Source organism: Yoonia sp. MH D7, assembly GCF_054439475.1.
The window spans coordinates 1,592,985-1,616,193 of record NZ_JBTJCF010000001.1 but is presented as its reverse complement, the minus strand read 5'-3'; the positions used below and the strand labels follow the sequence as shown (position 1 = coordinate 1,616,193).

The window sequence follows — 23,209 nt, the reverse complement described above, 5'->3', positions numbered from 1 at the left end:
CTTTTAAGATTGCAGAACTTTCACCGTTCCGGTTTCACCTGCGTTGGCCTCAAGCATTTTGAAGGCATTGCCGAGGCGATTTCCAATCGTTCCTTCGCCCACCGGAGAGATGATGGCACTTATGGAAACTGGCGCGTTTCGCCAAGCATCAGAGGCTGTAAGCTTGGCTGCTTGAACAGACTGAACGAATGTTTCTGCGCGCGCGCGCAAAGCATCCTCGTTAAGGTTGAGGCTGGCAAAACAGAATAGGTCATCCTCCCAATGGCTGAAACTATCACCGGCGCAAATGCTCACCTTTGATAGTATCGTTGCGACCTCTTTGATGATCTGGGATCTTTGAGTTGTGGCGAAATCAGGTTCATCCTTCAGGTTATCAACCTTCAAGGCAATCAAACTAACAGAGCCTTGCGTTTGAGCAGACAATACCATCAAATCCGCCTGGAACCCGGATTTACTGCCGAGCATGTCTTGCCGTGCAAGCGCGGTGCGCGGGCTATCTTTGCTCGAAAGCGTCTCCCCGGTCCTCCGCCTTTCGCTGGCTCGGCGTCGGGTTAATTCTGCTTTAAGCCGCAAACAGCTTTTCATGCGGGCTTGCAGTTCAATACGGTTAAACGGTTTGCTTATAAAATCGTTAGCGCCCGCCATAAAGGCGCTCGATAAAGCTTCCATATCCTTGCGGCTGGTCAACATGATAATGGGAACGTCGCGCCAAGTATCAATGCCCCTGATCCGGGCACAAAGTTCGATCCCGTCAATTTTGGGCATCATAATGTCCAGCAAAATGAGATCCGCTTCTGCGTGACCATTCTGGATCGCCTCAAGGGCTTCACTGGGGTCCAAATAACTGATGACGTTGTTAAACCCCAGCTCGGCAAGATTGCTGCGAATGAACTCCTGAGCGATATCTGAATCATCGATTGCCATTATGCGTTGGCTCATTGTTCCGCTCCCATTTGTTCAATTCGTTCAAAAACCCGCCAGCGTTCGTTTGAGAAAACCTCCTGATAGAAAGGCATTTCATTGGTCGAAAGTTGCGGGAAACGCCGCAGAATGCGGTCTGTCACGATAGCATCATCTGGCGGATTTTGTACTAGAATATAGTTTGCACGTGATAATCCACCCTCCAACGCCCAGTCATAAATTGTGTGGCCAGCAACGATGAAGCGCCCCAAGTCATCGATACTTGGGACGATTTCGGGGTTTCTTTCGACGTCGACCATAATGCCATCTTTTCCTTGTAAAAATCTGCTGACATCGCGGGTCAACTCGGTACCTTTTAGGGTATGCCCTTGAAAAGTAAAAAACCAGTTACGCGCCTCGGCGTTTGGGCTGGCGCGCAGTGAAAACACCGACAATACGAGACTTAGGAGCAAGAGCACTAAGATAATCGGTTCACGCAGTCTTAGTGGTGGCCAGAATCGAATTGCCACGGCCAGTATCGAAATCATGGGTGCAATCGCCAATATGGGGTCTGATTCAACATGCAACATGCTGTTGAGACAATAGGCACCGAGGACGGTCCCGAAGGTGGCGACTAAGGGCATGACAAAGTGTGGTGTGAATAAGTTACGCATGGCGGCAACAAATGCCATCGGAACCAAACCTGCCAGAATCACGAGATGGCTCTGTATCGGGATCGTAACTGGCTCCTCAGTTAACAACGGCATTAACGAGCTATCAAAAATTTTGCTGATGAAAACAAGTGCGAGGATCGCCGCGGCTACGGGATAGAACATCGCGATCAGATACCCGACTGGCGAGGCCACCAGCATGCTAGGTCGGGCTGCGATAATCATAAATGGTAACGAGCCGAGGCAAATCAACAAGCCGTAGCTGTTGGATAAGGACACGATTAACAGGCCAACTGCGACCTTCATCATATCAGGCGCATTGCCAGCGAGCCGAAGATTCACAATCCCGCGCGCAAAAATCCAAGTTCCGATCAAAGTGAGAACCGCTTCCGGCCCCTCCGCCAATGACCGCAGGAAAAACGGGTTCATTATCAATAGTGTCACCGCCAGAAGGCTAGTGATTGCAGATATGCCGCCATTATCGCGCAAATTCCGGTACCACATGATCACCATCATTGCGCCAAGGCCCGCGGACAAAAGAAATGGCGTTGGAACCGACGGACCGTTTGTCAGCCATTGTAGCGCAATTGTCAGAACGTAGGGTAGGGGCGGGAAAAATGCATCGGTGGAGTTGAAGCTAGCCGCCCCGTCGATTTGCATGATGGCCTTTGACCAAAGCACGGTCACCCGTTCTGAGATGAAACCATGCGCCTGAGTCCAAGCTAGGGTCAGCAAAAGTCCCAAAAACAGTAGTGTGTAGGCAGCCCAAAGTCCCGCATGGCGCGTCATCCCTTGACCTCTGCTGTGTCGCTACTTGCCTCGGCCACTTCATTCGCAGTGTGCTTGGACAGCCCATGCTGCGTTTTTTCCCAGTAGAAAGGGTTGAATATCAACTGCGACAGGGCCTTGTAGGATGCGATCGTCATTAGCACCCAGTAACCGATGACAGAAATTCCCCACGGGGCGAGATAAGTCCAACGGCGCCGGAATGGGGCGACCATCGTGAGGTAGATTAGTAGGCCATTGCCTGCCAGCAGGTTGAGTAACGATAAGTATAGGACCGGTAATGGGAAATAAGGCGAGATAACATCCTCTCCAAAGATCATCCAGATTGCAAAGATACACCAAAAAACTGGATTGAGTAGACCAGATAAGAAAGTCCCGCCGATAAAGAAGATGAACCCGAATACGCCTGCAGGGCCAATAGAGCGCCACAAATGAATGGGCCTGCGGCTATGCACCAGGAAGGTCTGCATGTAACCCTTGATCCAGCGTGATCGCTGCCTGATCCAATTGGGGATCGAAACATTCGCCTCTTCAAATGTCGTGGAATCGATGACCCCTACACGGTAGCCTTTTTGTGTCAGGCGGATCCCTAGATCGGCGTCTTCGGTCACGTTAAATGGGTCCCACGCGTTCAGGTCGCGTAAAACATCCATGCGAAAATGGTTCGATGTGCCTCCCAACGGGATCGGGATCTTCAACCGCTCAAGGCCGGGTAGCATGAGGTCAAACCATAGCGAATAGTCCAACGTGAACATCCGCGTTAGCCAATTTTCACGCGCGTTGTAATAGTTCAACCGGCATTGGATGCACGCAGTATTTTCAGGTGATTGATTGAATGCCGCGATGACTTTTTTCAACTGATCCGGCTCGGGCTTGTCCTCTGCATCAAAAATTACCAGAAATTCGCCCTGAGAATAGCGCAGTGCAAAGTTGCAGGCCTTTGGTTTGGTTTGGGGGTGCGAGGCGGGCACGCGAATGATTTCGAATACGCCCTCAAGATTTAGGTTTCGTGCTGCATTAATCGTTTCGTGGTCGCCTTCTTCCAGCACGATTTTGATGTCCAGTTTAGCCAGCGGGTAATCCAGATTTCGTAAGGCTTGCGTTAAGATAGGCAGCACTTCGGGCTCACGGAACATCGGGACCAATACTGTGTAGGTTGGCAAATCTGCGTCACGCAGAAGACTTGCCTCGGCCGCGATAGCGCGTGAGGAAGATTCCTGTGCAGCGCCACCAACCCAAACGAGGATCGCTTTGAAAAGGAAATTGCCTGTGTAAAATATGGTCAGAAGAACATTCGCCGCAATAATTGTTGCTACGGGTGCAAAAGATATTCCTAATAAAAATATCGAAATGAGCAGGTAAAGCACCAGAACTTGCGGCGGGCTGATGACTTGTTGCGCCGACATTTCCGGGTCAATCTCGGCGAGCGCGAAGACGGCATCATGGGAATGCTGCTCGCGAAAGGCGCGCTGTAATGACCACGAAATATCAAAATGCGAGGCGACAACGATATTGGTTTTCGGACCAAAGTTTTCGCGCACATGTAGCAGGGTTGCGGGGCCCGGACGTGCCGTTGCGACGGTTGTAACTCCATTCTTTATGCCAATTGGGATTGTCATCCGATCGTTCATCGTGCGCGGATCGAAGCCTTGGATCAGCGCGTCATCCGGCCTTTCATCCATCAAATTAACCAAGGTCAAATCATAGTGGTAAGCCATCTGCGCATAAAGTTGGTCAGTCGTAATCCAACGTCGCGACAAAAGCACCTTGACCAGGGACACTCCCCAATCTTCGGCCAGATCTTCGGCTGCGAGCAACTGGTCGGGAGTTAAAACTCCCCGTTCCAGCAGCAGTGTGCCAATTGCTTCGCTTTCGGCATCAAGTACCATCGTGCTTTATTCGTCCGACTGCGGGCGGCGGCGGCGGTACATGCGTTGAAAGGCCGCCAGCACGAACAACGTCAACGCAAGCCAGATTCCACCGACAATCCATGGCCGGTATTGTTCAAGGATTTGCATCAGATTAGTTTGATCTGGGTAGACGACGTTAATGAGAGAATTGTTGCGGGTTGATGTCGCGACGACGACACCCTCCATCCCGATCAAAGCGAGATCGCCGCGGTCGAGCACAAACGGGGTTTCCAAAGACGCCACGGGTGCCGAGCCACTGCCTGGCCGCAGCCATAGACCCGTGACGCCATTGCGCGTCACGATCTGGGCAATGCCAAGCCGTTCCAACGTCTCTCCGTCAAACATGACTTCGCCATTCCGATCACGAATTTCGATTCGCCCTTTGTCGACCGTAATCAAGGCTTCGTCATCCCCAGGATAGGTTGCAGACACGATCACAAAAGGGGCGTCAGCGTTGATGTCAGTGAGCGCATTGCGCGGGATGATAGGTGCGCGGTCTGGAATCATCGTACCTGCGATACTGCCAAGCCAAGGCATGATTTCGTTGTTTGTCAGCCCCAATTTTGGATCAACAAAAACCTGTGCGGCTTGCGCAAACGATTGACGTAATTGGAAAAAGTGTTCCGTAGTGTCCGTAGTGCCCGTCAGGTTCAGCTTGCTACCAGGCAACACTTGCGCCGCGTAAGCCTGTGGTTTGAGGCGGCATTCTCCGCCAGAGGGTTGGCGCTGGAACAACACACGCAGCACGTTGTCGCGACTGACTAGCCCCATGGGTACAGAAAACTGCACCCGCTCGGGCACACCCCGGTCCAGTGATGCCGCCCCGAGCAAAGTTTCATTCAGGTAGACGGACGCACTTGCGCCGGTGCCGGAAGGGTCAAGCGCCGCAGCTAGAACAAGATCTATTTCTGAAACGGTTTTTCCGGCGGGTAGATCTGATGATTGGAATGGGATGATAAACTGGTCTGACGACACGACCTGCTTTTCGCGTAGATCAGCACCCAATTGTGAAAGCATCAAAACATCTGCGTAAGCTTCTCGCGCATCAACCGCGCGCGTCACGCTGCTTGGGGCATTTGCCACGCCGGCCCAAGCCGACGACAATTGCCATAGACCCAGTTGCGGGTCAGTGCCGCGCACGTTCAATATCGGCTGCGTACCCGTCTGCAAAACTTCCATCTCACTGACTGGGCCAGAGGTGGTCGCCACTAGTTCAATTGCGCCTGACGTCCACGCGGTCCCGTCAACAATAAGAGGAGTAGAGCCAAAACTGACCTGGCCTTGTTCGGCACCAAACAGGGTCGCGGCCCGTATCAGGGCTGCCAAACCAGACATTTCATTCCCCTCAGGCATCTGCACATACACTTGTGCAGGGCGGAAACCGTTAAAATCCTCAGGCGTGATGATTTGATCCGCGTTTAGCTCTAGCAAAACGCCAGAATCTGGCGCGATCTGCACAAAATCACCAGAGGCGCGCTCATCCACACAAATGAATTCGGAGAAGGCCCCTGAGTACGACAAGCCAATCGTCAAGAACCCGTTGCGGATGTCGCCGGGACGGATATCAACAGCCAGCGATTGCTGACCTCCCTCAACATCCAACCCTACTGATGTGGCGATTCTGTCTCCGATTTTGATTTGGAAATAGCGCTGTACTGCGTTTGTCGCACCGTGTTCGATATTCAGCGTCAGTTGGCCGGCCGAGAAGGGTGATGCATGAGGCACCGGAAAAAAGATTTCCGTCTGGCCAGCCAGCTGGGTGAAAGAAATTCCGTCGCGGTACCCCAGATCCCGCAGCGAGATGCTGCGCACCAGCATGCCTTCTGTCGCAGCGCGGTCCGTAGCTTCTGAGTTTTGCGTGGCGATGTCCGTTTGTGCCTGAGCGCCTGGAGCCAGAGCACAAACGCAAGCAGTCAGGATGAATAAATTTTTCATAGAGTTTGATAGGTCTTTCTCAAAGAGGCTGCGGCGTAATGGGTTTCGGCGATAATCTTTTTTAATTCAGCTTTGTCGGCCTCTGTCAGGCTGGTGCCGTTGGCGTCGACTCTCTCTGCTATTAAAACACCTTGGCGCAAAAGCATCTCGATGCCGTCAAACTCCAGCATAGCTGCATTACCTCCCGCGTCATGCAAAAGTCGGTGGACTTTGCGTGCGTGGGTCTCGCCGCTGGTGCTTTCCGTCGTCGTTTCGATGGCTTGTAATATATCTTCTAACCGATCTGCAAGCGTGCTGACAAAGCGCTCGCGCACCCGCGCAATACGGTCTTCATAGGATAAATTGTGGCTGTGCTCTTTCATACCATGTTTTCCGTCGTCAGTTGATATTGGCCTTAGAAGGGCACTTAAACCAAAGTGAACAATCTCTATCGGGGAATTTGGGGGCAGCTTTACCCATCCGCGCGTTCACCAATACATGACCTTATACTTAGTTGTAATCTCATAACAACCATGGCGAGATTTTTTCCAGATTTAGTCGCGTGGAGTTTTTGTCAAATGACACGAGTGGTTCAAGACGTGTGAGATGGCCTAACAAGTTGCAGCTTTGGTCATCATCAGCACTTTTTCGTGCGGAAATTTGATTAAACCGGACACATGAGAGCTGGTAGGATGCGACGGTTGCGCCCTCCGTGGATCAAAACTATGCATCATTAATATGCTATGCCTTTCGTTTAAAATTCAACTTCAGGTGTACTTGTTAATTAATTGTTATTGCAAAATTAACGTACCTGTTGAGCGTTTGTATAACTGACTGAGTGAGGTGCCCCTAGATTTGTAGACGCTTTGCTTGGTAATTTTGGAACCAAGGAGAGACGGATATGACCAAAGGAATACGGTTTACAGACGAGTTCAAACAGGACGCTGTGGCGCAGGTTGTTGAGCGTGGATATGCGGTCAGCGAAGTCGCCGAGCGGCTAGGGATAAGCACCAAGTCGCTGTACACTTGGAAGGCGCAATTTGCGAAGTCGCCACGTGTCAGATCTGAGGTTGCGGAGCAGGCTGCTGAGATCAGACGGTTGAAGCGAGAGCTGGCCCGCGTCACCGAGGAACGCACAATCTTAAAAAAGGCGACCGCGTACTTCGCGCGAGAGTCTCAGTGAGGTACGCGTTTATTGAGGGTCATCGTGCGGAGTTTTCGGTGCGGTCGATGTGTCGTGTGCTGGCTGTGCATTTCAGCGGGTTCTATGCATGGCTTAAAGAACCGTTAAGCGTACGCGCGCTTGAAGATGCGCGGCAGACAGAGCTGATCCACCAAGCATGGACAGATAGCGGGAAGGTCTATGGCTATCGGAAGCTGGCCGATGATCTACGTGATGCTGGCGAGACTTGCTCCGAGAACCGTGTGGCACGATTGGCTAGCCTTGCGGGCATCACAGCACAGATCGGTACAAGCGTCGGCCTAGTCGCTATGGCGGCAAACCTGCTGTTGTCGCTGACAACACGCTGGACAGACAGTTTGAGGTTGCGGCACCTGACGCGGTTTGGGTGACCGACATTACCTACATCAGAACCCATGAAGGCTGGTCATATCTCGCTGTGGTCATCGATCTGTTTTCACGACGTGTCGTTGGTTGGTCGATGCAATCTCGCATGACAACTGACCTGGCCTTGCAAGCCTTGTTGGCTGCTGTTTGGCGGCGCAAACCAAAGCAAAAAGTCATGATCCATTCAGACCAAGGTTCACAGTTCACTGGCAAAGAGTGGCAGTCGTTCCTTAGCAAACACAATCTGGTTGCCAGCATGAGCACACGTGGGAATTGCTATGACTGTGAGTATGGTATTGCGGCTTGATGGCCTGACCCATGCTACGATTGACTGCGTGTCATTGCGTTGACGTGTCGACCGTCAAGTCGCCCCGGCAACGGGCGAGATGTGACTTTATAGGAGCCTGACGGTCAGCGTACCATCACAGTCCTGTCCCCTCGGATCGGTGCCTGGGCATTCTTAGCAATGAGGGCATCATGAAGACTACACATCCAATCATTATTGGCATCGACACACACAAAGCAACACATGTTGCCGTCGCAATCGATACGCAAGGCACCCGTTTGGCCGCATTATCTATACCCACCAATCCCAAAGGGTATTTGGAGCTGGAACGCTGGTCGCAGTCTTTTGGGGACGTTCTAGCATTCGGAATCGAAGGGACTGGTTCGTATGGTGCGGGCCTATCCCGGTCTTTGTTGGCTCAAGGCCACAATGTCATTGAGGTCACACGACCAAACCGACAGCTGCGATACACGCAAGGTAAAACAGACAGTTTGGACGCAGAGGGCGCTGCACGATCCGTTCTTTCTGGGCAGGCAACAGCGCGACCCAAGACACAAACAGGGTCATCCGAAATGATCAGACATTTGAAGATTGCACGCGATACTGGCGTTAAATCACGCTCACAGGCGATGGTAACGCTGAAGACGTTGATCATTAATGCACCTGCTGATCTTCGGGAGGCACTGGATCCAATTCGAGGGAAAGTCGCGTTGATCCGGCATATTGCGGCCTTTCGGCCTGGCGATATCGACACGCCATTGGCCTCAGCAAAAGCCGCCATGCGGGCATTGGCGCGCCGGTGGCTGTGGCTGCATGAAGAAATTATTGCCCACGACAAGGAACTGGAACGCCTTGTCACCGAACGCGCACCAGACCTGATGGCATCTCATGGGATAGCAACACTGACAATCGCAGAGATGCTAATCCTCGTTGGCGACGACCCAACGCGCATCCGTTCGGAAGCAGCATTGGCAAAGCTCTGCGGTGTTTGCCCAATCCCAGCTTCCAGCGGCAAAACACACCGCTTCCGGTTAAACAGAGGCGGCAATCGACAGGCCAACGCAGCACTCTATCGTGTTGCTATCGTTAGAATGCGAAGCCACCAACCGACACTTGCATATGTCAAGAAACGCACGAAAGACGGGAAGAGCAAAAGCGAGATAATTCGATGCCTGAAACGCTACATCGTCCGCGAAATCTACAGCCAGCTCTGTGTATCGAAAACAGATCAAATCGCAACTTGACGAATATAGGAGCTTCAATGCGGTTGTCGAAACGTTCTTCCAGCTTTTGAAGCGGGAGCGCATTAGGCGGCGAACATACCTCACACGCGACGCCGCAAGGCAGGATGTGTTCGATTACATCGAGATGTTTTACAACCCTACACGCAAGCAGACGAACAACGGCATGCTGTCACCGGTTGACTATGAAATGAAACAGCAGAAAATGAACGAGGCAGGCGTCTAGGAAGTTAGGGGGCACCTCAGAGCCTCCGCAAAGTCTTAGCACACTCTGATCAAGGCTCAGGCATAGACGCCTGAAAGACGTCTAAGAAACTAGGGGACATTTAGGCAGCTCAGATATTGGATTATAGGCAATGGCAGTCACAACGATAAAAAGTATTACTGCGACCTTCTTCTACTTTAATAAAGCTGATCTTGTGCACCGCATGCCTACAGGATCCGCAAAACGGAGTTTATAGGGCATCTTTGTGATGGATCAGGTCAGGTGGACACGTTTTCAGGTACATCAACCAGTGCGCTTATGGCTTCCAATAGATCCGTGTCGCGAAACGGCTTTTTGACTATTTTACAATTTCCCAAAGTGATTGCAGCGGGGACATCGTTGCTTCCGGTTGCAAAAACAATCGGGAGGGCCGCGTTGATGTCTCTGGCGTCCTCGGCGAGTTCTTCACCAGATCGGTCGGGCAACCCGATGTCCGTGATCAAAAGGTCTACGCCGCCTTTGTGCAATCGGTCGATCGCCTGCTGTGCTGTTGCGGCTTCCAGAACCTCATATCCGGCGTCTGCCAGACACATGGAAATGTCCATGCGGATCAATGCGTCGTCTTCACAGATGAGCACGCAAAAGTTTGCAGGTTCGATTGATGTTGTTGCAACCGTAACGGAGGCGTCAGAAGGGGGATGCTGTGGTTGAATGATCGTGCCTTGCTCAGGTAGGATGCTGCGAATTTTTTGCGCCATTGTCAGTTGGGTATAGGGCTTGCCCAGCAGTTCCACGCCTTCATCTAGCCGTCCGTCATGCACGATGGCGTCTTGAACATACCCGGATGTGAAGAGGACAGGTAAATCGGGTCTTAATTCGCGAGCGATCTTGGCCAGATCATGACCTGTGGAGCCGCCGGGCATGACGACATCGGTAAACAGCAGGTCAATGGCCGTGTCCGTTTCCAGAATTGCCAGTGCGTTTTTGGCGTCAGGGGCTTCTAGCACCGTATATCCTAAAACGGTCAGCATTCCGGCGGCCGTTTCGCGCACGTCGTTATCATCTTCGACCAAAAGTATTGTCTCGGTCCCGCCAGCCATGCCAGTCGCGTTTGCGGGCCGCGCAGCCGCTTCTTCTTGCAGGCATCTCGGTAGGTACAGTTTCACTGTGGTGCCTGTCCCGACGGTGCTGTCTATCAGAATATGGCCGCCGGACTGTTTGGCAAATCCATAGACCATCGACAGGCCCAGACCTGTTCCGTGACCGTCTTCTTTGGTGGTGAAAAACGGATCAAAAATTTGCTCAATCACATCCGCAGGGATACCTGTTCCCGTATCAGTCACCGCCAGCATGACATATTGACCCGCCTCTAATCCTGGAGAAGACCGGACATCGGCGGCTGCCAGATCAGCATTTTCAATGCTGATCGTCAATTTACCCTGCCGGTCCATTGCATCGCGCGCGTTAATCGCCAGGTTTAGCAGCGCATTCTCTAAATTATTTGGATCGACGTTGGTATTCCAAAGCCGGCCGCTTATGCGGGTTTCGAACTCGACTCCTTCGCCAATGGCGCTTTGCAAAATTTCTGTTGTATCGGACAGCAATCTTTCAAGATTGATCACGATTGGGGCCAGTGGCTGCTTGCGCGCAAAAGATAGAAGCTGCGATGCGAGGGTCGCGCCGCGCATAACAGCCTTCATCGCTTGTTCTATTCGCTCTTGCGCAGGGGAATTCTGTGCAATGTCACGGCCTGCCAATTGCAGGTTTCCGGTGATAACTTGCAGCAGGTTATTAAAGTCGTGAGCAATACCACCCGCGACCCCGCCGATGGCTTCCATCTTTTGGCTCTGGCGCAGGGTGGCGTGCAACTCCTCCAGTTCCTGATTGCGTTCAGCGACCCGCGTCTCAAGCGTTGCATTCAATTTTGCTATTTCATCTTCGACATGCTTGCGGTCTTCAATGTCGGTATTGGTGCCTACCCAACCTATCAGCTCACCTGTTTCCGAATGCAATGCAGACGCACGCACCAGATGCCAACGGTATGCTCCATCAGATTTACGGATACGGAATTCCGTTTCATATCCGATGCCTTGCGCGATCGCATGGGTCCATTTCGCCGCTGACGCATCAAAGTCGTCGGGATGAACAACACGGGTCCAATCAGTGCCGTAAAGCTGACCTTCGCGCAAACCGGTAAACTCGTACAGCCGGTCATTGAGCCAATCAAGCCCGCCGTTGGTGTCCGCCGTCCAAACATGGTTCGGCATGGTCTGCGCCATCGCCCTAAATTTCTCGCGGGTAGCGGTCAACTGGGCTTCGGCGATCTTTTGACCCGTCACATCATGCCCTTGCACGAAAATGCCGGTGGTCGCACCTGTTTCGTCTTTTAACGGGTGGTAAATGAAATCAATGTAATGCTGTTCCGGCTTGCCTGTCCCGACCGCTTTGAGTTGCGCCACCATTCCCTTAATCGAGACGGGTTCGCCGGATGTATAGACTTGGTCAAGCAGTTCGAAAAAACCTTGGCCCTCGAGATCTGGCAAGGCGTCTCGCACTTTCAGGCCTAACAGCGTCCTGTCGCCGACAAGATCTGTGTACGATTGATTGACGATCTGGAAGATATGCTCTGACCCGCTAATAACGGCCATAAAGCTCGGCGCCTGATCAAAGGCGGAGCGAAAAAAATCGGTCATCTGACCGAGCGCAAGATTTTCTGCTGAAATCGTTTCGGCACGCTGTAACAGAGCGGCTTGTGTTGGAATGGATTCGGTGCCCACCGTCTGCGTGCCGCGATATAAATCGGTCACATCCATGGTGTTTTGCAAAATGAACTCGACCTTGCCATCTGCGTCGAGGATAGGCGAGTGGGTGGCGCTCCAGAAGCGGTCCTCAATCTGACCTTTTGCTGTTTCAATGGGGTAGGGGATCAATGCAAGGTGATCAGCCTTTCCAGTTTCGATAACCCTGCGAAACGATGTCCGAAGAAGCTGGTCAGGCACCGAGTTGGCCGGAGCTGGGAATTCCTCCAACAAAAGTCGCCCGATCAGCGCATCGCGTTCGCGCCCGACAGTTCCGACGTAGGCATCATTGACCCAGACGATCCGTAGGTCTGAATCGACAAGCAAATGCGGAGAGGGTGCAGCTGCAAACAGCGCATCAAGGTCAACTCTTATCATCAGTATTTCCACAACTCATTACCAACGCCAAGCCTGACATGGGTAGATTTAATACATCCAGTAAAGGTTTCCAGTGTGCCTGCACCTTTCAGAATCATTATATATGCTAGCTTTACAGCCAACTCTACCTACTCCTGCGCTCGCCAAGCAAGTATGTGGAATGATTAATGAGCCGTTTTCACTTCAATCACCAAACTCGGGATTTTCGCTTGCATCGTATGTTCTTGCCCACTTTTTCAGTTTGCGAACCAACACACTACTTTTGACTGGAACTGCCTCGAGCGGTCATGGCTGCATTCAAACGCGCCAAGTTGCACTTGTTTGAGTTGAAAATAGGTGAACGATGCTGCCTGTGAGCGGCACTGAACCAAAAACGAAATCCAGCCCGTGTTAGGAGATTCAATCAATCGCCTTGTCCACATCGGCCTGCGCTTCCAGCTCTGAGTTCAATTCAGCGCCAAGCAGAACTATAAATGCGGAAATCCACAGCCACATCAGTAGAATGACGACCCCAGCCATACTGCCGAAGGTTTCGTTATAGCTACCAAAATTGCTGGCATAGATTAAGAAACCCGCCGAAGCGGCGATCCAAACTACGCAGGCGGCAATGGCACCAGGTGAGAGCCACTTCCATTCGACAAGACGTCGTGATGGTCCGTAGCGATAAACAATTCCGAGACCCAAAATAGTCAGAAACGCCAAAATCAACCAGCGTGATAATAAGATTAAGGTCTCAACCCATTCTGGTAGCGCTACAAACGCCAACGCCGCAGGCACAGCCACTACCGCTGACATGCCCAGTAAAAGCCCTAGGATCAGGAAAACTGTAAGTGCGAGCGTCCAGAGGGTCCTACTGACAAACCCGCGGGTCTCTTCCGCATCAAAGACGACGTTCAGGCCCTCCATCAAGCTACCCATTCCCCTGGATGCAGAATAAACTGCCAGAAATAAACCGATCACAAAGGCGGTGCCCAGCCCGACCTGTCCGGAACCCGCCACTGCCACTGCCTGATCAAGGATGATATCAGCTGCGCGTTCAGGTATCATATTGGTCAGGGTTTCCAGTTGGGCAGTCACCTGCGCCGGTTCCAACATCAAGCCACCCAAAGCCATCAATGCCGTAACTGCGGGAAATATCGCCAGTAAAGCGTAAAAGGCTACCCCCGCAGCGATGAGACCAATATGATCGGACTCCAGTTTCCCTTTCACACGGAATGCGATGTCTTTCCATCCTTTGGCGGTAATGTCGGACGGGGTTTTGGCGTCTTTGGCATTAGCCATGCTGGTCTCCTCTGACGTGCGACCAGCCCGCGCATGACACGTGGGCTGGTCATTCGGTTACGTGGGGTTCTAAGATTGCGCAACACCACCGACATTTTGTTTTTTGGCTTCCGCTTCGACGGCATCTGCGACACGTTCACCAGACTCTTTCGCTTTATCCATCAGCGACGTGGCAATCTTGTCTGCTTCGTCTTTGACATCGCTCACCACGTGTTTTGCTTCTTGGGTGGCCGCCTTTGCAACCTTACCCAGCTTCTGCTTTTCTTCTGCAAAGATGCGCTCGGCTTCGTGCATCAGCTGGTCACTCTGAGCGCCAAGATATTCATCTTCCATCCTGCTGCGGGGCAGGGCGGCACCCAAAGCGGCACCTAGAGCAACTGCAAGCGCACCAGCGATCAAAGGCTGCTCTTCAAAGATGTCCGTAGCGCGGTCGCGGCCCTGACGTGCGTATGTCATTGCGGCATCGCGGGCTTCAATGGCACTTTCGCGTGCGGCGACCACGCGGTTGCGTGCCTCCTCGGACAACTCCTCTGTACCTTCCGCCAAGCGCGCTTTCAACGCAGCGGCCTGATCCGACACCGACGAGACCAAATTCCGGGCTCCATCAATAACACCATTGCCGGTATCTGAGATGGCGCTTGCGCCATCTTTGGCGGTCTGAGCAATCGTTGTTCCAGCGGAGCGGGCTGAGCCAGCGACAAATGAGGCCGCGTTTGACGCCTGCTCTCGTGTTCCAGAAATCGCATCGTTCATCTTTGTTCTTACACCGTCGCCAGTGTCGTCACCATCGTCGCGATCCGATGCTGGTTGCGCCCATAACGGAGTAGAGTCAGGTTGTGCGTAATGACCGGAGTAATACGGTTTTGATCTGTCACCAGGTTGGGGGCCGAGCGAGCCGCTCGCAGCGGTTGAACGCGAGGCGGTTGGTGTGATCGATCGCCTATTTCGGTTCCGTTCGGCTGTGACGCCATAGTCGTCGTTATAGTCATCACGCGCCACCGCACCAACACGATCATATCGGTCATCGTTGTGGCGCTGACGTTTTTCGCCATATTTGTCACCGAACATCAACCACGCCAGACCTACACCGGTAACCGCCAGTGCCACAGGATTGCGCTTTGCCGCATCAGACAACGAGCGTCCGATATCTCCGCCATGCTCGCGGAAATGTTCAGTGACCTGACGGGCCACTGCATCAACAGAAAAGCGTTCTTTCAAATCATCCAGCGTATCGGTCAAGCCCGCACGTTCGCGTTCAATCTCACGTTCGATTTCTTCGGGGCTTTTGGTATTATTTGTCATCGTAAACCTCCTTCAGGGCGCGCACATCGCGCTTTACATTCTTTGCTGTCCTTTTGGGTGCAAGGCTGCTGAGCTTCAGCTCGATGGTGCCTTTGTGTGCCATCACATAAGCGGTGATCGCGAAAATCACCCCGACGATGAGAGCAGACCAACCTGCGCTAACGCCTGCCTCGGTTAACGCGGCAACTAGTGCGGCGGACAAGACATTCAGGGCTGTAAGCGCGACGACAACGCACCTATGATCAGGCCAATGGCTGCGCCCGCACTGGTCAGGATTTCATTCACCTCCGAGCGCGCGAGATCGACCTCACTGCGCACTAGAGAGCTGACATGCTCAAGGGCATCAGCCAGCAGTCCCCCGGTTGATTTATTCGGACCGGTATTCATAATTTATCTCCTCCTGATATGGAATCGGTCGCATTGGTTGCTGTGTTTTCAGAGTTGGAATATTTGGGTCGGTCCGCTGTATCGTTGCGTCCCACGTCTTGACCATGATTTCCGTAACCATTTGATCTTCCCGATCTATCGCCAGATGCTTTGGCAAAACGTGTCGCCGCAAAGCCGATTAAGGCGGCGCTGCCCAAAAATACGAGCGGGTTGCGTTTGGCGAAGTCTGACACTGATCCGACCATCTCGCCCAAGTCCTTGTCGCGGATTGAATCAGAGGCATCAGCCAGACTATCTGCTATCTGGCTAAAGGTGCGCTCCTGAGGCGATCCGCTCCGCATTTCATGTGCTGCCGTTCGCAAGGCCGATGCTACATCTTTGACTTCGCCAGCAGCGGCGCCTTTGGCCTGATCTGCGTAGTCGGCAGCTTCCGTGGCAACGTTCTCTGCAGCATTGTGGGCGCGCTTTTTTATCTCTTTCGTGGCTGTGCCTGCTGCTGATTTTGCCTTTTGTGTTAAATCCTGTTGCCCGTCAGACTTGATTTCATATGTACCTGTCATGGTAATCTCCGTGGGTTAAGTGATGAGGTTTAGAACTGCTAGAACGACCACAATGATGCCGATCAGATAGAAGACTCCGTGCATTCGATTTCCTTCGATATTCACGTTCCAATTATTGAAAAGGAAACATCCTGACAGTTGATTAGTTCCGAATAAAATTCTGGGGCCTCGTCGCTACGACAGACGATAGCCGACCCCGATGCGCAGCCTTTTTTGTCTCCGATTGGCGCCGACGTGTTTCTAAAAATGCAGGCTTCTAAATTCCGCCGAAAGGCGGATTTGAACTGTTAGTGGTTTCAATCTCGTGCGGGTGACGATTTTTGAAAATGGACATGTGAAAACAGTAGTTTCAGCGAGAAATTACGATTTAAGCACCGGGACTAACCTTAGGGTTTTTCACTGATGTAACCTCAATCAACGGGATGCTAAAAAATCAGAAGAGCCCTAGTTGTGTCTTAACCATTTTCGACCTCCGTTTTGGGCATTAATTATTGGGTCTCGGGAACCCACGGTAGGTGCGGACTGTTGCTACTCAAGAGATTGAAAAAAGGAGATCCAAATCATGCCTGCGAAATCAAAAGCGCAACAGAAGGCTGCCGGCGTGGCGCTTTCTACAAAGCGGGGTGAAACAGACAAGCAAGAGCTGGTAGGTGCATCCCGCGAAATGTATGACACAATGACCGAAGATCAGTTGGAAGACCTGGCTGGTACCAAGCACGAGGGCAAACCAGAACACACTTCTTGATTTTATGAATTGCAGCACTCGTGCTGATGATATCCCGCTTTTGTTGCGCCTAAAACCGACGCGTTGAAGGGGAGGCATTTTAAGCGAGGCCAATTAAGCGGCTGGTATTGAAAGTCAGCTTGACGCAGCGATTTACAGTAGTGTCGACGCCTGTAACCAGTCTGGTTGATCTTTGGATAATTGCCATGACATCCTTTAGCGCGAGAGACCGAATTTAACATGAGATGCTTATGAGCAAAGCCAAAGATATGGACAATGAAAATCACGCTGTCGAAGATATTCTCGGCGCGTTGAATGATGTTGTGCGCGATCATAACGCAGTTGACCTCGGCACCGTGAGAAAAGCGGTCGGCCAACGTGGTTATGGCCCGTTCCTGACTTTACCCGCAGTGCTAGAACTGACACCAATTGGCGCCGTACCCGGCGTCCCTACACTTCTGGCTCTTATTATTTCCGCATTTGCCCTTCAAATTGCTTTGGGTCGAAAAAACATGTGGTTGCCTGATTTCGTTGAAGGTTGGTCAGTCGACTCAAGCAAAATGAAAAAGGCGATTAAAAAACTACACCCTTTTGGACAAAAGGTAGATCGCTGGTTTCACGGAAGATTGCCACTATTCACGAGTGATATCGCAATCCGTCTCGGGGCTATTGCTGCGATTGTTCTTTGCCTCACTGTCCCCCCTCTTGAATTAGTGCCTTTTGCCTCTTCACTGCCAATGTCGGCGATCGCAATTATCGGGCTAGCAATTTTAATGCACGATGGTGTGTTGATGCTGGTAGGTTATGCTGCTGCTCTAGTTGTAGTCGCTGTAAGCTTTGGCGTTTTGGGATCGTTTTGAACAACAGTTTACCAGTTATCACCCATGAAGTTTAGAACTGTTCAGGGTGAGGGAAACGCCGGCGCCATAAGATCATATGGTATACACGGACCCGCCGCTCTTTCAGGGAAGTTGAAATTCTCTGTTCGTGCGGTGGAAGTGTAGAACAGCAAGGTTTCAAGTTTTAGGCATTTTTGTTGGACCATTGGCGACGTTTGGTCTGGAGCTTTGACTGGGTTTTCTGCGAGAGGAACTCAGGGTGCTCCAGACAGATCTTGTATCGAAATTTTTTCGAGAAATTTAGGTTTGTCTGTCATAATCGAAACTGCCAACTGAGAACATCTGGTCGCATTTTAAGCATCCGCGACATCTACTCTGCGCAACATATTCTGCACATTAATCAGTGCTTCGATCGCTATTTCATCTCCTGATTACCCGACGCTGCACTAGGCAATCACCCCTTAGATCCGTTTGAAAAATCGCATTCTGACTGATCTGAAAAAGATGGTGGTTAAAAGCAGAGGAACTTTTTCTCGCCGCAGGCATTGATCTGAATAGAAGCGTCGAATGATCAAAAAACGTCATATGCGTTTTATTCTATCAAAGTGAACATCACACACCCACTTGGATTGCTGGAGAATATAAATGACTGAAAAATCACCACCATATTGCCCTTCCATTGAAACACAAAAATCAAATCAGACGGCGAAGCGTGCCGAAACAGTGGGTCACGGAGGTGAGACACATCAACTTGCTCCAAACGGCCCGCGTCTGACGACAGCTCAGGGCGTGCCAGTCTCGGACAACCAGAACTCTCTCAAAGCCGGAGCCCGCGGTTCAGCTTTGCTTGAGGATTTTCATTTCCGTGAGAAGATGTTCCATTTCGATCACGAGCGTATTCCCGAAAGAGTGGTCCATGCGCGTGGTTACGGGGCGCGTGGATATTTCGAGACAACAGACGCGATCCCCGAACTTACATCAGCGCATTTACTACAGGAAAAGGGGCGCAGAGTACCCGCTTTTGTCCGCTTTTCCACAGTTGTCGGCAACAAGGGGTCGATGGATCTGGCACGTGATGCACGAGGGTTTGCTGTGAAGCTTTACACGGAAGAAGGAAATTGGGATATTGTCGGGAACAATATTCCTGTGTTCTTCATTCAAGACGCGATGAAGTTCCCCGACCTTGTGCATTCAGTCAAGGAAGCACCTGACCGTGGATTTCCTCAAGCTCAGTCCGCGCACGACAACTTCTGGGATTTCATTTCGCTAATGCCCGAGGCGATGCACATGGTGATGTGGACCATGTCGGACCGGGGTATTCCGCGCTCTTTCCGATTTATGGAAGGTTTCGGCGTTCATACTTTTCGCTTTGTTAATGCAGAGGGTGAGAGCCATTTCGTTAAATTCCACTGGAAACCAAAGCAGGGTTTGCAATCGGTCCTTTGGGACGAAGCGGTCAAGATTAACGGCGCTGATCCGGATTTCCATCGCCGTGATCTTTGGGGCGCAATACAGGCTGGTGATTTTCCAGAATGGGAACTGGGTGTACAGGTGTTTGACGACGCGTTCGCCGACACATTCGAATTCGATGTGTTGGATGCCACCAAGTTGATCCCTGAAGAGGGCGTGCCGGTTCGCATCATTGGCCGTCTCGTGTTGGATAGCGTGGTTGATAACTTTTTTGCAGAAACTGAACAGGTTGCATTCTGCACGCAGAACATCGTGCCGGGAATTGATTTCACAAATGATCCGCTGCTACAGGGCCGCAATTTTTCCTATCTGGATACCCAGATCAAACGTTTGGGTGGACCCAATTTCACCCATATCCCTGTAAATGCTCCAAAATGTCCCTTTGCGTATTTTCAACAAGATGGTCACATGGCGATGCACAATCCTGCAGGACGCGCCAATTATGAACCGAACCGTTGGAAAGAGGGCGGACCGCGCGCTGATCCGGAGACAGGATTTACCTCATACCCTGAGACGGTAGAGGGTGAGAAGCGAAAGGTTCGGCGGGATTTGTTTGCAGATCACTACAGTCAGGCGCGCCAGTTTTACAAAAGCCAAACTAAAATCGAACAAGGTCACATCGCCGATGCGCTTACTTTTGAGCTATCAAAATGCGAGGTGCTGGAGATCCGTAAGCGCGTTGTGGCGCACTTGCCGAACATTGATCCCGATCTTGCTCAAACAGTTGCGGATGGCTTGGGGTTTGACGCCATGCCACAGGCGCATACGCCAAGGCGAGAAGTTGTCGACGATCTTAAAAAGTCGGATTCACTTTCAATACTCAAGAACGGACCGAACAGTTTCAAGGGACGTAAACTGGGTATATTGCTAGCTGACGGCATCGACGGCGATTTGCTCAATGCGCTTCAAAAGGCGGTCAAGGATGCGGGCGGGATGGTTGAGATCGTCGCGCCCACGATCGGAGGAATCAAAACAGCACAAGGCGAGCGTGTGCAAGCCGACCAAAAAATTGATGGCGGTCCATCCGTACTTTATGATGCGATTGCTGTAATGGCATCTTCCGAGGGCGTGAGACAACTCATATCCATGCATCCCGCAAAAGGATTTGCCGCGGATGCATTCGCACACGCTAAATACATTGCTCTGTCCGGCGAGGCAGCAGACCTCTTTCGCGCAGCAGGGGTAGGCAAACTCGACAAAGGCGTTATTTCTCTCAACAAAGGCGACGAATGTGATGATTTTGTGAAAACCTGTGGGTCTTTGAGGTATTGGGACAGGTTGGGTGCATAATGACCTCCGCTCATCCCTTAGATCATCATAACAGCGACAAGATTAACGGGTTGTGACTGTATAAAAAGGGTAGCCCGCTGGGTTGCCCTTTCTATGACGGAGGTTGCATATTCGGTTCTGTGCGATTGGGCCTGACATCGAATTTCGTGAAGTTTTGGAGAAAAATTTTCCCAAAGGGTGTAGTGCAGTGCAAGTAATAGCTTAAGTTACTGCAAAAACTGAAAAAGACACTACAAATTCCAAACTGAAACTAGTCTGGTATCAATGGGCGGTATTGTTGTTTTTGAGCGGAGCATGACACTCATCGTATTCAGCTACACATCGATTAAGGTTTCATCTAGATGATCGCCATGGAGCACAGAGACGTTGCCTGTGGTTTCAAGCACAACTGCGCGAACGGATGAAATCTCCATCACATTTGCTTCGCGCAATTTGGCCATCAAATCCTCTTCGGTAACGCGGGTGGTCCGTAATGCCTCATAGAGGATCACACCATTTTTCATCAGCAGGGTCGGGGTGTTTTGGACAAGCGCATCAAACGTCGGAGCCCGGTGGCGCAACCACGATACTGCATATTGAACAGCAAAAAGACAGGACATAGCAGACAGGGTTTGCAGGAGGCTAGGCCACGTTTCGGATTGGGATGCGCCTGCCAATAGCGATCCCATTGCGACGGTGATGACAAAATCAAAATTGGTCAGTTTGGAAAATGATCTGAGACCCACAATACGAACTAGAAAAATCACCCACACCAAACCGAGGCCGCTTAATAAAAGCCCTTTTGTAATTGCGTCACCTATGGTGTCTTCAAAGAACATTACGGTCTCCTTATTTGTAAAAAATCGCAAGAACCCATACGCTAAAATAGTCTTTAGATCGCCTCAGACAAGCCGCCAGTCACTGGCAAAACCTTACGTCGGATACGCCCTCTTTCATAAACACACTAAAATGGGATGAAATTTCCTAAATCAAATCAATAGAAGTTTATAATATACACTGAACTAGTTCAGCTGGCTTGGTCTTGACTACGCTAGAAGATCAAAACCAGATATGTAGCTTTGTACATGATCGATTTGTCGAATTTTTCTTTGAGTTCCTTTCGCAGGCGGTGACCTGAGCCCCAAGTTCCCTCCAGCTTTGCGCGGAGTCCTTGGGGTTAAATCTGTGACCTCAGGCGGCCATTTTGTCCATCGTCTTTCTCTGCAAGAATTCCATTGGCGTCAGGTTGCCTAATGCTGAATGTGGCCTGCGCCAATTGTAATCCTCCTGCCAGTCTTCGAGCGTTTCGCGGGCCTCACCTAATGTGCCAAACAGCGTTTCATTGAGGCATTCGTCCCGTAATTTGCCGTTGAAGCTTTCGATAAAGCGGTTCTGCTGGGGCTTTCCTGGCGCGATATAGTGCCAGTCAATGCCTGTATCCTGAACCCATTTAAGGATCGCCATGCTGGTGAACTCGGTGCCATTGCCGGACACAATCGTCTTTGGCATGCCACGCTCAGAGATTATGTGGTCCAGTTCTCTGGAAACGCGTTGACCTGACAATGATGTATCCGCGACCAATACCAAATTCTCACGGCTGAAGTCATCGACGACGGCCAGAATGCGAAAACGGCGACCGTCTGTCAGTGCATCCGACACGAAATCCAGGCTCCATCGCTGGTTAGGGCCATCCGGCAGCACCATTGGCTTCCTTGTGCCCAAAGCACGCTTCCTGCCGCCTCTACGGCGCACCTGAAGCTTCTCTTCACGGTAGATGCGCCTCACTTTCTTGTGGTTCACCTCAAAGCCATCCCGCGCAATCATCACATGGACACGGCGGCAACCAAACCGCCGCTGTTCACGAGACACGCGTTTGATTGCAGCTCGCAGCTTCGCATCATCGCCACGGCGCGACAGATACCGCACCGTTGATCGATCAATCTGTAGCACATCACACGCCCGTCGCTGGCTGACCTGATGGACTTCCATCAAATGCACCACAGCTTTCCGCTTCCCAACGGGCGTCACCATTTTTTTGAATTGATGTCTCGCAGCATGGCATTGTCCAACATCTGCTCCGCCAATAGCTTCTTCAACTTACCGTTCTCGTCTTCCAAGGCTCTCAGCCGCTTCGCGTCAGACGGTTCCATGCCGCCATACTTCGATTTGTATTTGTAAAACGTCGCCGAACTGATCCCGTGCCGCCGACATACATCAGCGGTCTTCTCACCAGCTTCCTGTTCCTTGATCATCGCTATGATCTGTTCATCCGTAAATCGTGCTTTCATTTGTCCGTCCTTTTGTTGGGCGGACTCTACACAAATCTGGAGGAATTTTAGGGGCTCAGGTCAACGGCTGTGATCTTGTCTTGGGTTTAGATCGTGAAATTAAAGGAAAGCAATTGGAAACAAGGGCCTATGCTTTAATCGCAATCGGTCATGCCTTACTGGACGTGCATCAAAGTTCGGTTCAGCGCCCTCGCCACCATTTGGATGATTCTTTTGCAATTGCTCATACATCGCAATTTTAATTTAGCTCTTCGATCCGCCCATCAGAATGTATTTTCAGGAAAATACTGTATTCAACACCGGGATCGCCGTAATGATCAAAAATGAAATGGTAACAATTTTTACAACTTTCATCTGTCGGCTCTTTGAGCCGAAGGTTATGTCCATCCTTGTCCGTCGTCAGGGTTTTTGGCACCAAAGGCGGCCTAGACTA

15 protein-coding genes and 3 pseudogenes are annotated in these 23,209 nt (G+C 51.4%); 6 read left to right on the top strand and 12 right to left on the bottom strand.

Annotated elements, in window-relative coordinates; translation table 11 throughout:
• Nucleotides 1-3: 3 nt before the first annotated feature.
• The 5 genes from ACXLHR_RS07895 to ACXLHR_RS07875 all read right to left on the bottom strand — a co-directional run bounded on the left by ACXLHR_RS07895 (nt 4) and on the right by ACXLHR_RS07875 (nt 6,564).
• Nucleotides 4-939, bottom strand: coding sequence for a response regulator (locus tag ACXLHR_RS07895; RefSeq protein WP_458790926.1), 936 nt, complete (start codon nt 937-939; stop codon nt 4-6).
• Nucleotides 936-2,087, bottom strand: a complete 1,152-nt coding sequence (locus ACXLHR_RS07890) for a hypothetical protein (protein WP_458790925.1) — start codon at nt 2,085-2,087, stop codon at nt 936-938. Before ACXLHR_RS07890 ends, ACXLHR_RS07895 begins: the two co-directional genes overlap by 4 nt.
• 269 nt (nt 2,088-2,356) lie before the next feature.
• Nucleotides 2,357-4,246 (bottom strand): glycosyltransferase family 2 protein, encoded by a 1,890-nt coding sequence (locus ACXLHR_RS07885; protein WP_458790924.1) that lies wholly within the window; start codon nt 4,244-4,246, stop codon nt 2,357-2,359.
• A 6-nt stretch (nt 4,247-4,252) separates the two neighbouring features.
• Nucleotides 4,253-6,202, bottom strand: a complete 1,950-nt coding sequence (locus ACXLHR_RS07880; protein ID WP_458790923.1) for a hypothetical protein — start codon at nt 6,200-6,202, stop codon at nt 4,253-4,255.
• Nucleotides 6,199-6,564, bottom strand: a complete 366-nt coding sequence (locus ACXLHR_RS07875; RefSeq protein ID WP_458790922.1) for a hypothetical protein — start codon at nt 6,562-6,564, stop codon at nt 6,199-6,201. The genes ACXLHR_RS07880 and ACXLHR_RS07875 overlap by 4 nt, the downstream gene beginning before the upstream one ends.
• 518 nt (nt 6,565-7,082) lie before the next feature.
• On the opposite strand from ACXLHR_RS07875, the pseudogene ACXLHR_RS07870 reads away from it, so the two are divergent.
• The 3 genes and pseudogenes from ACXLHR_RS07870 to ACXLHR_RS07860 form a co-directional block, all read left to right on the top strand.
• Nucleotides 7,083-8,031: pseudogene (locus ACXLHR_RS07870) on the top strand (IS3 family transposase); the annotation flags it as partial.
• 194 nt (nt 8,032-8,225) lie between these two features.
• The gene (locus tag ACXLHR_RS07865) at nt 8,226-9,278 is read left to right on the top strand and encodes an IS110 family RNA-guided transposase (RefSeq protein ID WP_458790458.1); all 1,053 of its coding nucleotides are present in this window, start codon (nt 8,226-8,228) and stop codon (nt 9,276-9,278) included.
• A 16-nt stretch (nt 9,279-9,294) separates the two neighbouring features.
• Nucleotides 9,295-9,501: pseudogene (locus tag ACXLHR_RS07860) on the top strand (IS3 family transposase); the annotation flags it as partial.
• A 257-nt stretch (nt 9,502-9,758) separates the two neighbouring features.
• On the opposite strand, the gene ACXLHR_RS07855 reads toward ACXLHR_RS07860, so the two are convergent.
• The 5 genes and pseudogenes from ACXLHR_RS07855 to ACXLHR_RS07835 all read right to left on the bottom strand — a co-directional run bounded on the left by ACXLHR_RS07855 (nt 9,759) and on the right by ACXLHR_RS07835 (nt 16,186).
• Nucleotides 9,759-12,656, bottom strand: a complete 2,898-nt coding sequence (locus ACXLHR_RS07855) for a hybrid sensor histidine kinase/response regulator (protein ID WP_458790921.1) — start codon at nt 12,654-12,656, stop codon at nt 9,759-9,761.
• Between the two features lie 399 nt (nt 12,657-13,055).
• Nucleotides 13,056-13,937, bottom strand: coding sequence for a YihY/virulence factor BrkB family protein (locus tag ACXLHR_RS07850; RefSeq protein ID WP_458790920.1), 882 nt, complete (start codon nt 13,935-13,937; stop codon nt 13,056-13,058).
• Between the two features lie 69 nt (nt 13,938-14,006).
• Entirely contained in the window at nt 14,007-15,239 is a 1,233-nt protein-coding gene (locus ACXLHR_RS07845; protein WP_458790919.1) for a DUF3618 domain-containing protein, read from the bottom strand.
• Nucleotides 15,229-15,626: pseudogene (locus ACXLHR_RS07840) on the bottom strand (phage holin family protein). The gene ACXLHR_RS07845 and the pseudogene ACXLHR_RS07840 overlap by 11 nt, the downstream one beginning before the upstream one ends.
• Entirely contained in the window at nt 15,623-16,186 is a 564-nt protein-coding gene (locus ACXLHR_RS07835) for a hypothetical protein (protein ID WP_458790918.1), read from the bottom strand. Before ACXLHR_RS07835 ends, ACXLHR_RS07840 begins: the two are co-directional and overlap by 4 nt.
• A gap of 562 nt (nt 16,187-16,748) precedes the next feature.
• Between ACXLHR_RS07835 and ACXLHR_RS07830 the strand changes: the two genes are divergently transcribed.
• From ACXLHR_RS07830 to ACXLHR_RS07820, 3 genes are all read left to right on the top strand, one after another.
• The gene (locus ACXLHR_RS07830; RefSeq protein ID WP_458790917.1) at nt 16,749-16,931 is read left to right on the top strand and encodes a DUF3008 family protein; all 183 of its coding nucleotides are present in this window, start codon (nt 16,749-16,751) and stop codon (nt 16,929-16,931) included.
• Nucleotides 16,932-17,161: 230 nt separating this feature from the next.
• Entirely contained in the window at nt 17,162-17,770 is a 609-nt protein-coding gene (locus tag ACXLHR_RS07825; RefSeq protein WP_458790916.1) for an exopolysaccharide biosynthesis protein, read from the top strand.
• A gap of 624 nt (nt 17,771-18,394) precedes the next feature.
• The gene (locus ACXLHR_RS07820; protein ID WP_458790915.1) at nt 18,395-20,509 is read left to right on the top strand and encodes a catalase; all 2,115 of its coding nucleotides are present in this window, start codon (nt 18,395-18,397) and stop codon (nt 20,507-20,509) included.
• Between the two features lie 314 nt (nt 20,510-20,823).
• On the opposite strand, the gene ACXLHR_RS07815 is transcribed toward ACXLHR_RS07820, so the two are convergent.
• Both ACXLHR_RS07815 and ACXLHR_RS07810 read right to left on the bottom strand, forming a co-directional pair.
• A complete protein-coding gene (locus ACXLHR_RS07815; RefSeq protein WP_458790914.1) occupies nt 20,824-21,327 on the bottom strand; it encodes a DUF421 domain-containing protein in 504 nt (167 codons plus the stop codon).
• A 352-nt stretch (nt 21,328-21,679) separates the two neighbouring features.
• Nucleotides 21,680-22,776, bottom strand: a protein-coding gene (locus tag ACXLHR_RS07810) for an IS3 family transposase (RefSeq protein WP_458790913.1) whose coding sequence is annotated in 2 segments (ribosomal slippage) — nt 21,680-22,530 and nt 22,530-22,776 — 1,098 coding nt in all. Because the reading frame shifts where the segments join, the coding sequence is not laid out codon by codon here.
• Nucleotides 22,777-23,209 lie beyond the last annotated feature (433 nt).